At 46.5% G+C, this 13,000-nt stretch carries 12 protein-coding genes and 1 riboswitch; of the genes, 11 read left to right on the top strand and 1 reads right to left on the bottom strand.

The features are described from left to right. The first annotated feature begins 3 nt into the window (after window positions 1-3). The 6 genes from ACQW03_RS05355 (at window position 4) to ACQW03_RS05330 (ending at window position 8,053) form a co-directional block, all read left to right on the top strand. The gene (locus tag ACQW03_RS05355; RefSeq protein WP_071639863.1) at window positions 4-1,332 is read left to right on the top strand and encodes a UDP-glucose dehydrogenase family protein; all 1,329 of its coding nucleotides are present in this window, start codon (window positions 4-6) and stop codon (window positions 1,330-1,332) included. Window positions 1,333-1,573: 241 nt separating this feature from the next. Then, a complete protein-coding gene (locus ACQW03_RS05350) occupies window positions 1,574-1,720 on the top strand; it encodes a hypothetical protein (RefSeq protein WP_441948588.1) in 147 nt (48 codons plus the stop codon). A 292-nt stretch (window positions 1,721-2,012) separates the two neighbouring features. Further along, window positions 2,013-3,389 carry a sugar phosphate nucleotidyltransferase gene (locus ACQW03_RS05345; protein WP_025720487.1) on the top strand — a complete coding sequence of 459 codons (1,377 nt, stop codon included), beginning with the start codon at window positions 2,013-2,015 and terminating at the stop codon, window positions 3,387-3,389. Between the two features lie 155 nt (window positions 3,390-3,544). Continuing rightward, window positions 3,545-3,625: riboswitch (cyclic di-GMP riboswitch) on the top strand. A 13-nt stretch (window positions 3,626-3,638) separates the two neighbouring features. Further along, on the top strand, window positions 3,639-5,213 hold the full coding sequence (locus ACQW03_RS05340; protein WP_441948586.1) for a glycosyl hydrolase: 1,575 nt from the start codon (window positions 3,639-3,641) through the stop codon (window positions 5,211-5,213). A gap of 48 nt (window positions 5,214-5,261) precedes the next feature. Continuing rightward, window positions 5,262-7,559, top strand: a complete 2,298-nt coding sequence (locus ACQW03_RS05335) for a hypothetical protein (protein ID WP_071639865.1) — start codon at window positions 5,262-5,264, stop codon at window positions 7,557-7,559. A gap of 311 nt (window positions 7,560-7,870) precedes the next feature. After that, window positions 7,871-8,053 (top strand): hypothetical protein, encoded by a 183-nt coding sequence (locus ACQW03_RS05330; RefSeq protein ID WP_025720481.1) that lies wholly within the window; start codon window positions 7,871-7,873, stop codon window positions 8,051-8,053. A 53-nt stretch (window positions 8,054-8,106) separates the two neighbouring features. Here ACQW03_RS05330 and ACQW03_RS05325 read toward each other — a convergent pair whose 3' ends face one another. Beyond that, window positions 8,107-8,475, bottom strand: a complete 369-nt coding sequence (locus tag ACQW03_RS05325) for a helix-turn-helix domain-containing protein (RefSeq protein ID WP_025720479.1) — start codon at window positions 8,473-8,475, stop codon at window positions 8,107-8,109. Between the two features lie 327 nt (window positions 8,476-8,802). On the opposite strand from ACQW03_RS05325, the gene ACQW03_RS05320 reads away from it, so the two are divergent. The 5 genes from ACQW03_RS05320 to gmd all read left to right on the top strand — a co-directional run bounded on the left by ACQW03_RS05320 (window position 8,803) and on the right by gmd (window position 12,989). After that, on the top strand, window positions 8,803-9,552 hold the full coding sequence (locus ACQW03_RS05320; protein WP_023987432.1) for a YveK family protein: 750 nt from the start codon (window positions 8,803-8,805) through the stop codon (window positions 9,550-9,552). Continuing rightward, window positions 9,533-10,219, top strand: a complete 687-nt coding sequence (locus tag ACQW03_RS05315) for a CpsD/CapB family tyrosine-protein kinase (protein ID WP_023987433.1) — start codon at window positions 9,533-9,535, stop codon at window positions 10,217-10,219. Before ACQW03_RS05320 ends, ACQW03_RS05315 begins: the two co-directional genes overlap by 20 nt. Window positions 10,220-10,304: 85 nt before the next feature. Continuing rightward, window positions 10,305-11,003 (top strand): sugar transferase, encoded by a 699-nt coding sequence (locus tag ACQW03_RS05310; RefSeq protein ID WP_023987434.1) that lies wholly within the window; start codon window positions 10,305-10,307, stop codon window positions 11,001-11,003. A 36-nt stretch (window positions 11,004-11,039) separates the two neighbouring features. Continuing rightward, complete coding sequence (gene fcl / locus ACQW03_RS05305) at window positions 11,040-11,978, top strand: GDP-L-fucose synthase (RefSeq protein ID WP_071639866.1); 939 nt, start codon at window positions 11,040-11,042, stop codon at window positions 11,976-11,978. Between the two features lie 21 nt (window positions 11,979-11,999). Beyond that, the gene (gene gmd, locus ACQW03_RS05300) at window positions 12,000-12,989 is read left to right on the top strand and encodes a GDP-mannose 4,6-dehydratase (protein ID WP_441948581.1); all 990 of its coding nucleotides are present in this window, start codon (window positions 12,000-12,002) and stop codon (window positions 12,987-12,989) included. Window positions 12,990-13,000 lie beyond the last annotated feature (11 nt).

The raw sequence follows: 13,000 nt of genomic DNA, 5'->3' as shown, positions 1-13,000 counted from the left end.
GGAATGAAGCTGGCTGTAATCGGTACTGGATACGTTGGGCTCGTCTCGGGTGTATGTTTTGCGCAAAAAGGTAATGAGGTGATTTGTGTCGATCTGGAGCAGCACAAAATCGACATGTTGAACCGGGCGGAATCTCCGATTTATGAACCGGGTATTGAGGAATTGATCGCGTTGAATCTGGAAGCCGGCCGTTTGGAGTTCACCTCGGATTTGGCCGATGCGGTACGCCGCTCGGATATCGTAATTTTGGCGGTAGGTACGCCTTCTCTGGCTAACGGCGAGGCAAATTTGTCGTACATTGAACAGGCGGCTGCTGATGTTGGGAAAGCCATGAACGGGTATAAGATTATTATGACCAAGAGCACTGTACCTGTCGGAACGAACGAAAAGATTAAGGATGTATTGGCTCGCCACACGAGTTTGTCTTTCGATATCGTCTCCGCGCCAGAGTTTCTGAGAGAAGGCTCAGCCATCAATGATACACTTCATCCGGATCGCATCATTATTGGTTTGGACAATACAGGATTGCGTGAAACCATGGTCACTCTGCATCAGGTGTTCACGGATAAAATCTATGTGACGGATATCCGTAGTGCTGAAATGATCAAATACGCGTCCAATGCGTTTCTGGCAACTAAAATTTCGTTCATTAACGAAATTGCTAATATTTGCGAAAAGGTTGGCGCCGATGTAACCTGTGTGGCTGATGGTATGGGTATGGACAAACGGATTGGCTCCTCTTTCCTACAAGCTGGGATCGGGTATGGTGGGTCTTGCTTTCCAAAAGACACAAATGCGCTTATCCAAATTGCGGGTAATGTAGACTATGAATTTAAGTTGTTGAAATCGGTGGTCGAGGTGAATACCGACCAGCGCTTTATGATTGTATCCAAGCTGCGCGAATCGCTGGGTCAACTGAACGGTGTGTCCATTGGTATTTGGGGCCTCGCCTTCAAGCCAAATACAGATGACATCCGCGAAGCTCCAGCACTGGAAATCGTAGAAACGCTCATTCAGTCAGGCGCTATTGTCAAACTGTATGATCCCATTGCGATGGATAAATTCAAGGAGCGCGTGGATCACCCGAATATTGTGTGGTGCTCATCCCCACAGCAAGCCGCTGAAGGTAGCGACGCTGTGTGCCTGTTGACCGATTGGGAAGAGTTCAAAAAAGTCGATCTCGTACAACTGGCCTCCATTCTGCACAAGCCGGTTCTCATCGACGGTCGTAACGTATTCGCTGAGGAACAGATTCAAGGCTCCGGGCTGGAATACTATTCCGTGGGTCGTCCGCGGATGAGTGGGTGGAACAGAGATAAAGTGGAAGTTTAAAAAATGACTGTGGCGGGGGTGGAGACGCTACACGTGCAGATTGTTCTTCCGATTGCTGTTACCCCCGGATTTTTGGATTGTGTAAAACATTCAAAGGTTAAAATCCGGGGGTAAAGGCAAACGCTGCGCTTCTTCAGAACAATTCTGCCCGCTCCGCTGCTTTCCGCCGTGGAGTCACGATTTTTAATCTCCCACCTTATGGGGTGGGAGCAGGAAGGGCGTATCGGAAGGAGCGGCACGGTTGAAGCCGCTCCTTCCGATCAAGCGGCGCTGCGCCGCCCCTGTGGAGCAAGCACTACCATGCGGATACGCTATGCTGCTCCTGCGACGCAAAGAAGCCATTGCTGTTGCCGAAGGCGTGAGATTTTTACAGGCTGACCGGACTTAATAATGTCCGGTCGTGCCTTTTGCACCACAAGGTATGATCGATATGATGCATTTTTGAGTAGCGAAGGGTTGGATTTGAATCTGGAGAAGCGATAGTGTTCGCCTGAAAGCTTTCTAAAGGAAAGCTCGCATCGGAAGCATAAGCTTAGAGGGATTCAAACCTTTATACGATTTTATATAATCGAATGAATCCCGGTCCAACAGCGATCGTAAGATCGAATCCATCCCGTAGCGGGCTACTCAACCCTGCCCCATCCGATCACCCATACATTATAGAGAGGAAGTGGAGAGTTATGAAGCTCGTACTTTTGTCTGGTGGTTCCGGTAAAAGATTATGGCCTTTGTCCAACGATTCCCGTTCCAAGCAATTTTTGAAGGTACTGGAGAGCCCGGAGGGGACTTCGGAATCCATGGTACAGCGGGTATGGAGACAATTGGGAGACAACGGATTATCAGAATCCTCGTTTATTGCGACAGGGAGAGCACAGGTCGAAATGATCCAGAGTCAGGTCGGGCCGAATACGCGCATCATTGTTGAGCCGGAACGCAGAGACACCTTTCCTGCGATTGCGCTGACAGCGACTTATCTATATTCCATTGCAGGTGTTTCGCCTGATGAAATTATAGCAATATTGCCTGTAGATCCTTATGTTGAGGATGCTTTCTTCGCTTCCGTAGCCCAGTTGGAACATACGCTTCAGGAGAGTGAAGGCAAGCTTGCTTTAATCGGGGTTGTCCCTTCCTATCCTTCAGAGAAATATGGTTACATTATTCCGAAAAACGATGCCACTCAAGGTAGCACAGGCTACCGCGAAGTGAGCCATTTTCAAGAGAAACCCGACCGGGAGCAGGCGGAGCGTCTGATTGAACGCAATGCTCTATGGAACTGCGGGGTTTTTGCATTCAAATTAAGTTATTTGCTGGATATCTTGGCATCCAAGGGGTTGCCGCTTAATTATGAAGAAATGCAAAAGCAATACGCATCTCTGGAAAAAATCAGCTTTGACTATGAAGTAGTCGAGAAGGAAAAGGATATTGTAGTTCTTCCATATGATGGTTTTTGGAAGGATTTAGGTACCTGGAATACGCTCACAGAAGAAATGTCTAATCAACAAGTGGGCAGAGGTGTAGTAACGGAGGATTGCGTCAATACGAGTCTTATTAACGAGTTAGACATTCCTGTAGCGATCATTGGAACGAATGATCTGATTGTAGCCGCTAGCCCGGATGGCATTCTTGTGACCAATAAGGCAGAAAGTCCTCGCATTAAGGAAGTGCTCAAGGCTCATGATCAGCGTCCAATGTATGAAGAACGTCGTTGGGGGCAGTATCGGGTTGTGGATTATGTCAAGTATGACGAGGGTAACGAGGTATTGACCAAACGAATTCGCGTACGGAAAGGCAAAAATATCAGCTACCAGCTTCATTTCAAACGAAGTGAAATCTGGACCATTATTAGCGGTGAAGCGGAAATTATTTTGAATGAGAAGCTGCACAAAGTGAAGGCTGGCGATGTAGTTCGCATTCCTGAAGGGACGAAGCATAGCATTTTGGCTGTGACCGATGTGGATTTTATTGAGGTGCAGACTGGCTCTGAATTGGTTGAAGAGGATATTGTTCGTTTTTGTATGGATTGGAATGAAATTTCCCGTCACCAATTTATCTCATAATTATTTTCGTAAAAACGAAAAAAAGACGAATTCATGAAAATTCATGGCCCAAACTGTCGAAATTGGACGAAAACCTGTAAATTCATGAACATGACCTATTAAATTTTGGTAAATAAAAGTCGATACTTAGGGTAAGAAGGAATCCAAACTCCTTCCAACGATAAACGCAGCCCTGTCGAAAGGCAGGTACGCAAAGCTAAAGGGCCTTCCACAAGGATGGCAGCCTGGCTACCGAAAGGAAGAGCGAAAGTGAGATTCAATTTTATTCCTCTGTATCGACTGATACGTCGTGTACTCCCCGTTGTTATGCTTTTTTCATTGTTGCCCGTCGGTTTTGTTGATTCTCTGTCTGTAGCGAATGCCGCTTCATTACAACCTGTTAATTCGGACGCTTCTACTCAGGCCCGTGAACTATACAATTATTTACTCAACATCTCAGGGAAAAAAATAGTCACCGGTCAGCATGATTATTTGGAAAGTCCGGATGAATTAAGTAACAAGGTCCAAAAAATCAGTCAGGCATATGTAGGTGTACACGGCTATGAGATGGGAGCTATCTCTGGTCAATCTGACGCTACCGAAGCAGCACAACGTAAAAATGTCGTCGATAGTGCTATCCGTTGGAGTAGATCCGGTGGTATTGTGACGATGACTTTTCATGAAGCGCTACCAGGTAGGCCACTGACTTGGGCCAATGTACAGGCGAAAGTAAGTCAGACAGAGTTCAACAAATACGTGACTCCAGGTACTGCGCAGTATAACCTCCTCATTGCCGATCTGGATAAGGTCGCTGTATCGTTAAAGCAGCTTCGTGATGCAGGGGTTCCGGTTTTGTGGAGACCTTACCACGAAATGAATGGTGACTGGTTCTGGTGGGGAAACAAAACTAATTTCAATCAGCTATGGAATATCATGTACGACCGTTTTACAAACACACATCAATTGAACAATCTGCTGTGGGTATGGAGTCCGAATGCTCCCAATTCGTATACTGTCCCGTATACCCCGAAATACCCGGGGGATGACAAAGTGGACATTTTGGCAGTAGACATTTACAACAATGATTTTAAGCAAAGTCATTACGAAGGTCTGCTTGGGCTGGCACGGAATAAACCGATTGCCATTGGGGAGCACGGTGAGATGCCTAGTTCTGAGGTATTGCAGGCTCAGCCTAAATGGGTATATTCCATGACTTGGGGCAAGATGCTGACTGAGAATAACACAACAAATCAAATTCAGGATTATATGAATGATTCGAAGAGTTTGACGCGGGATGATGTGAAAAATGGGCTGGCAGCAATTGAACAACCTGGGACAGATGTACCGACCTTACCGGACGAGGGACAAAGTGAGCCTATCCCGGCTCCGTCTCCTCCTTCCGTTCCTGATGTGGTATATGTGAACGGGCTGCAGGGCGAATATTTTAACAATATGAATTTGAGTGGAAGTCCTGCTTTGATCCGTACAGATAGCAAGCTGGACTACAACTGGCGTGCCAATGCAGCTGATCCGAAGGTGAATGCCGATCAGTTCTTGGTTCGCTGGACGGGTAAAATCAAACCGCAATATAGCGAGACCTATACGTTCACAACGATATCTGATGATGGTATCCGTGTATGGGTAGACGGCAAGTTGGTTATTGACAGCTGGTTCAAACAAAGCTGGACAGAGCGTAAAGGTAGTATTACTTTGGAAGCAGGCAAAATGGTAGATTTAAAAGTGGAATACTATGATGAAAAAGGCGATGCGATGGCACGTCTAATGTGGGAAAGTCAGCATGAAGCGAAAGCGGTGATTCCCGAAAACGCTTTGTTTCTTCCTTGATTGATACTCTTTCCCGGTCAAAAAATTTGAGGAGAGAGGGTGGATCATATGATAAAAAAATGGTTATCCCATAGGTATACAGTAGTTTTATCTGGACTACTAGCGGTCGTAGCTATAGCGATGATCGCTTGGTTTATATACACGCCTTCAAGAAGCGCAGAATTGCAGACGGATAAAGTAGCGGCTGCCAGTCCAGTATGGAAGCTGGGTCAGAGGGATGACTCTTCAGCGGAATTCAAAGGTGTGGTTGGTAGGGAAAATATCGATATTTCTGCAGCAGCTGCCTCTACCGAATCGTCTGCTAAAGGAGCATTGTCAGCATTGTCGGAAGCAGAGAGAAGTACAACAGTTCCGGTATTGCTCAGCAGTGGAGATATTCCTCCCGGTTTGAATGCGTCCACGAACCCTGAACTGACACTCCAGTATAAGCTGAATCAAATTCCTCCCAATGGTATGATATTCCGTGTTCGGATTTTGGATGCGGGCAAAGCAGTCCCGCAAATGGCTGTATTTTCAAATCATCAGCTATCCGGTATTATTCAGATTGCCGGGGTATCTGGTACTGGGAGTGCTTATAATTTCAAAAACAACTACGATTTGTATATACCCAAAGAGCAATTGCAAAGCGGTGTTAACGTACTCAAGCTAAAGACAGCGCGCTGCCTATACTGCTCCTCTGCAGAAGATAAAAATGTGTGGTGGACTTGGGATGACTTGAGCTTGGAGACGTTAGCTTCACCTGCGACCGAACCGGTACACGGTAAATATATACTAACCGGAACAAATGTGAACAATAAAGAATTTTATTATGATCAGGGTGCAGTTAAGCATTTACCATACGTTCTCAAGTGGCTGGGCATTGCTTATAGTGGCAACGTCATGAGGGTCACCTGTGCCAGTAATGTGGGCAAGGCCTGTACGGACGTGGATGATTACTATCAAACGTTAAAGCAGTATAATATGCAATCGTCTGCTTTGTATCTATATACAGGTGATATTAAGCTGCAAAAAGATGGTTCTCTACCAGAGACGGCCAAGCAAAAGTTGCGCGATTATGTAAAAAAATACGGTTCTTATCTTCAATATTATGAAGTAGATAACGAACCTGGATTATTTAATCGCTCCAAGGCGGTAAATCTGGCTGTGGCCAAGTGGTTGAATACAGAAGGCAAGCAATTGGCACCGCATCTCAAAACCGTAGCACCGGGCTGGGCCTACTGGCCAACGTACTCTACCAAGGCGTGCAAAAATCAAACCGGAGGTACGCAAAAATGCGGTGACCCAGATGGATGGGAACGGGACCCAGCGCAACGTAAACAGCTGGAGGAAGTCACCGACTTGACCAATGGACACGCCTATGGTGAATCGTACAATGAAGAGGGCGGGGGCAGCTTCGTCCAAAATTTAAAAACCTTCGGCGGTTCGAGCAATGGATTGGCGAAGAAGATGCTGAACACAGAGTTCGGTACCAATGATACGCATCGAGACAATCCAGATTATGGGGCTAGTCAGCCACAAGCAGCCGCATTCGACCGGATTATGCGTTCGCAAATTGGGTTTGCCGATATGTTTATCCAGCACGCTGCTTTTTATAAAGATTATACGCTGTTTAAAACAGGCTTTGATCTGCAAAGTCATAACCCGGCCAACACAGAAATTTATCCGTTCGGGCAAGGGCAGGACACCCGCGTTAAGATCATGAGACGCTTGAGCTTAGCCTATGCCACCCATGGAAAACCTCTGACTTATACAGTGCTGAATCCAGAGGATACCAAGGATAAGATGGTGTATGTTCGTGCGGTGGATACGTCCAAGCTTAAACCGCTGGCAGGTAGCGGCGCTACTTCAGACAAATTGCTGGTGAATCTAGTGAATTTTGAGGCTACCCCGCAGACAGTTCGTGTACGGGTAACGATGCCGAAAGCCGGTTTGTACACGGGTGAACGTTTTGGAGCGGGTTCTACTTACAGTCAGGCACAACGTTCCATATCAGGACTCAAGGCTTCTCCTGCCCTTGATTTTGAAGAAAAGCTGGGTCCTGGCGAAGCGGTACAATATATTTTGGAATTCAAAAGTACAGATCAAACCGCAGCTTCAGCTCCAACAGGGGTGAAGGCTGCCTCTGTTCAGGATGGGGCAGTAAAGATTAATTGGCTTCAGGCAGAAGGCGTATCTTCCTATGATGTGCTGCGTGCTGACGGGACCGACGGGGCCTATCAGGTGATTGCCTCGCAAGTAGCGGGAAGCACGTATACAGATCGGACGGTAAAAGCCGGAGGTCACTATGTCTACAAAGTTCGGGCGACCGGAGGCACTCAGGTTTCCCAGGCAGCCGAGGTCGCTTAATATCAGATCGGATTGTATATAGGACCTTAGATAACGAATACCTAACATCATTTCGAATTAAAACAAAAAAGAACCTATCAGGAGAAAATAGGACCTGACAGGTTCTTTTTTGTTGGAAAATCGTTCTGATTTGCCAATACTTTACGTATAATGAAGAAAAAAATAAGAAAATCCTTTTATATTCTCGTCATAAGACGACAACATTGCAGGTATGTATTCATATATAATAGTTTTGTTCATGACTATACATACATGGTTTGTGGGAAATCTCTTTCCGGTGACCAAGAATAATAAAGCGAGGTTAGTGCTGAATGAACAAGGAGACAGAATTAGGGGTGAACAACCCTCTTTTTCGAAACAACGTACAGAAAGCAGACAAAGCTGCCATCCACTTGGACATCCGGGACATTTTGCTCCAATGTGGTATCACGATACCAGAATGGCTAGAAAGCGACGCTGATGGAACCACATACCGGAAGGACAAGCGCGTGTAAATTCCAACGGCTGGTCTTACTTGAGCGAGACGTAAAGCAGTCGGCCGCGTTCTTTATTCCATCATTCGTTCCATTCGGACAAATGCAATAAAACGTTTGGCTTCTTCCTCAGACAAGGTGCGTCCGTCAATGGTCAGGTTGAAACGTTGCAGAATATCCTCGTCGGACAGTTCAAGCTGGTCCACAAATTCCCTCACATCTGAATCCAATATTGCTGCCGGATGGCTCGTACGTCCCACCAAGTAGTCAATCGTTACCCCAAAAATATCAGCGAGCTTGGTCAGGATCTCAAAATCTGGCTTGCGCCTATTTTTTTCATAGTGAGAAAGAGCTGCCCGCGTAATTCCGAGGGATTGCGCTAGTTCCTCTTGTTTTAATCCCTTATGTTCTCGTAATTCAGCGATGCGGGTGCCATAATTCATCTGTTTTTCCTCCTGAAGGCAAGGTTAAGAAAGGTAAAAAAGCAATTTTACGCTTGACAAGATACGTTTTGTATCATAAATTAGTTATGTAAGTTACATAACGTATCTTTATTTCATAGTTTTCACTTATGTCTTCGTTTATATACCCTAAGAGGCCACCGATGATTGAGCATTTTGTGCTTATTCGCTGGCTGGACCTTCTATGCGCTATTATACAACATTTTACTATAGATTAGAGGGTCATGCACCGTTCTTTTCCCCGTTATGCAGAGGATCAGTACAAGCGTTATTGCATCGAAAACAAGTCAATCAGGGAGGACTGGTCTTGTGCAGTTGAAAGAGTACATCCGTTTGATCCGTAAAAGAATGTGGTTGATTGGTAGCATCGTACTGCTGGTATGTACTGTAGTGGGCATAAAAAATGTATATTTTACCCCACAGATTTATGAAGCTACCGCAAAGCTCATTATCAACCAGACGCCACGACCGGATCGTGCAGGTGTCGTTGATTACAGTGTAGTTCAAACGAATATAGCCTTAACGAACTCCTATAAGCAAATTATGATCTCCTCGGCGATTATGGATCAGGTGGTCGCCAGCTTCCCCGACCTTAAGGTCACTCCGTCAGCTTTGGCGTCAAAATTAAGAGTGAACACCGCAGGTGATTCACAGGTCATGGATGTAACAATCCGCGATTTATCGTATACGAAGGCTGTGAAAACCGTCAATGCGGTAGCCAAAGTATTCAAACGGCAAATCCCCTCTATCATGAAAATGGACAATGTCACCATCCTAAGCGAGGCTAGTCTGAATGATCCAGCAGTTCCCGTGAACAGTAATCCCGCTATACAGATATTTATTGCTTTTGCCACCTCTTTGTTGTTGGGAATAGGCTTGGCGTTTTTGCTGGAGGTACTGGATGATACATTTAAGAATGAAGAGGATATTGAAAAAGAACTCGGTCTGCCTACCCTATCCCTGATTACGAAAATGAAAAAAGAAGATAAACGCTCTGACAGCTCCACTACAACTCCTAAACAGGTAGGTGAAGGGCAATATGCCGCGATTAATCAATAATCAGCTCGTTACATCCCTACATGCTCAGTCTTCCGTTTCGGAGGAGTACCGTATGCTTCGTACTAACATCCAGTTTTCTTCTATAGACGAGCCGATTGAGGTTATGATGGTGGCGTCCGCTCAGGCGGGTGAAGGCAGAACGGTCACGATTAGCAATTTGGCTGTAACCTATGCGCAAGAGGGGAAAAAAGTGCTGATTATGGATATGGATCTGCGTCGCTCCTCTTTGCACCATATGTTTGGTTTGCGTAATCACACGGGGCTGACACGGGTGCTTGCCAATCAACAGGCATGGCAGGATGTGGTTCAGGAAACGGGGATTGACCATCTGCATGCAATTACAGCCGGACCGAACCCGCCCAATCCGTCCGAGATGCTCAGTTCCCGCAGAATGAATGCTCTGCTGGTTGACCTAAAAGAACATTATGACGTGATCTTAATGGATACGCCGCCGTTGCTGTCCTTTCCGGATGGCTTAATTATAAGTGCCATGTGTGACGGAGTCATTCTGGTGGTGCAGGCAGGGAAGGTCAAAAAGGATATCGTCAAGAAAGCAAAAGCGAATTTGGAAAGAGTAAAGGCGCGCATTCTGGGTGTAGTACTTAATAATGTGAAGCGTTCGAATACCCGCGCTGAGCGGGGTATGGAGGAACGCAATCTGACATGAATAAAAAGGAGGAAAATGATAGTATATAAAATTCTTTTAACAATGTATAAATAATACTTATTAATAAGGAGCGAGGTGATGAGACGTGTCTTCTTCCCGCTCGAACGAGGCCGAAGTGCTGGGCGCGTCAGTGGATGTTTATTCGGTCGCTCATGGGCTTGAACGGCGGCAAGGATGGAACGTATACCCGTTCGTGAAGCGAAGCATGGATATTATATTGTCTTTCATTGGAATCATCGTGCTATGCCCGGTATTTCTGCTTGTCATTTTGCTGATTAAGCTGGAGGACCCAAAAGGAAGTGCAATATTTTATCAAGTACGTATTGGAAAAAATGAGCGGCCGTTTCGCATGATCAAATTTCGTTCCATGGTGTCTGATGCCGAGGCCAGATTGTCCGCACTGCTAGTGGAAAATGAAATTGAGGGTGCGATGTTCAAAATGCGGGACGATCCCCGAATTACCCGTGTGGGTCGCTTTCTTCGCAGAACGAGCATCGACGAGCTGCCACAACTGTTCAATGTACTACGTGGGCAGATGAGCCTGGTAGGACCCAGACCCCCATTGCCAAGAGAAGTCCATGATTACACTGTGAGGGATAAGCTGCGTCTGACGGTTACACCGGGCTGCACCGGTCTATGGCAGATCAGCGGTCGTAATCATCTAAGCTTTAACCAGATGGTAGAACTGGATTTGGAGTACATATCCAGACGCAGTTTCCGCACAGATATGATCATTATGCTGAAAACATTTCGTGTGCTGCTAGGCTCCAAGGATGCGTATTAAAGTCTTTCATTTTCACGAAGAAGGTAGGGAATAATTATGGATCTTCATTCCAACATATATGTAGCAGGGCATAACGGACTGGTGGGTTCCGCTATTGTCCGAGCGCTTCAGGATGCGGGTTACCGTCATATTATTACTCGCACAAGCCGTGAGCTGGATCTACGCAATAAAGAGGCAGTAGATCATTTTTTTGAAACAGAGCCTGTGGATTATGTATTTCTGGCAGCGGCCAAGGTTGGTGGGATTTTGGCGAATAACGAATATCCGGCTGATTTTATCCGTGACAATCTACTTATACAAACGAATGTGATTGATGCGGCATACCGGGCGAATGTAGGCAAGCTGTTATTCCTCGGATCTACTTGTATTTATCCTAAATTTGCTCCGCAGCCGTTGCGGGAAGAATATCTGCTTACGGGTGAACTGGAGCCTACTAATGAGGCCTATGCGATTGCTAAAATTGCCGGGATTAAAATGTGTCAGTCTTACAACCGTCAGTATGGAACCCGGTTTATTTCTGTGATGCCGACGAATTTATACGGTCCGGGCGACAATTTTGATCTCCAGACCTCTCATGTGCTGCCTGCGCTCATTCGCAAGTTTCATGAAGCCAAGCTGAATCAATCTCCGAGTGTAGAAGTATGGGGCTCTGGTACGCCACGGCGAGAATTTCTTCATTCTGATGATTTGGCTGAAGCCTGTCTGTTCCTGATGAACAATTATGAGGGAAATGAAATTGTAAATATCGGCGTAGGTGAGGATATCTCCATTCGTGAGCTGGCTGAACGAGTGAAGAATGTAGTCGGCTATGAGGGTGAAATTACCTTTAACACCTCCGCTCCTGATGGAACGCCGCGTAAGTTGGTAGATGTATCCCGAATTTCCGAGCTGGGTTGGTCGGCGCGTATTTCACTAGAAGAGGGATTAAAGTCTGTGTATCAGGCATTTCAAGGTCTGGATCTGGTTGAACAATAAAAAAACGGTGGGGGAATGGGAATGAAAAAAGCGCTGATCACAGGGATTACCGGACAAGACGGGTCCTATCTGGCTGAGTTGCTGCTGTCCAAGGATTATGAGGTGTACGGGGTGCGCAGACGAACCAGCACACCGAACTTTGAAAATGTAGCGCATATCCAGAATGACATCCACTGGCTTTCCGGTGATATGACCGATCTGGCTTCACTGATCGAAGCCGTCCGTCAGTCCGACCCGGATGAGGTCTACAACTTGGCTGCTCAATCCTTCGTAGCGGCTTCATGGCCGCAGCCGTTGGCTACAGGGCAGATTACAGCGCTGTCTGTCACCAATATGCTGGAGGCGGTTCGAATTGCCAAACCGGAAGCGCGCTTTTATCAGGCGTCAAGCAGCGAGATGTTCGGTAAGGTACTGGAGACACCGCAGACAGAAATGACTCCGTTTTACCCACGTAGTCCCTACGGTGTCGCCAAAGTGTACGGCCATTGGATTACAGTGAACTATCGCGAAAGCTTTGATATGTTTGCTTGCTCTGGCATTCTGTTCAATCACGAATCCCCACGCCGAGGACTGGAATTTGTAACGCGTAAGGTGTCGGATGCGGTAGCTCGTATCAAGCTGGGGTTGCAGCAGGAGCTGCGCATGGGAAATTTGGATTCACTGCGAGACTGGGGTTTTGCAGGGGATTATGTAAAGGCGATGTGGCTGATGCTTCAGCAGGATCAACCGGATGATTACGTCATTTCCACGGGAGAAATGCATTCTGTGCGTGAACTGCTGCAAATTGCCTTTTCCCATGTAGGATTAAATTACGAGGATTACGTCGTGATCGATCCTCAATTTGTCCGTCCGGCAGAGGTAGATCTATTGCTCGGCGATTGTGCCAAGGCGAAAGAAAAGCTGGGCTGGCGATTGGAAGTAGGCTTCGAGCAGCTCATTCATATGATGGTGGATACAGACTTGGAGCGGGTAAAAAGGCAGGCTGCAGTTGAAGCTTCTGTCGTCGTGTAAGAGATGGAGAG

Source organism: Paenibacillus sp. DRB1-1, from assembly GCF_052119485.1.
Taxonomy (GTDB): domain Bacteria; phylum Bacillota; class Bacilli; order Paenibacillales; family Paenibacillaceae; genus Paenibacillus; species Paenibacillus polymyxa_B.
The sequence above is the reverse complement of the archived record's forward strand: the minus strand, read 5'-3'. Positions and strand labels throughout refer to the sequence as shown.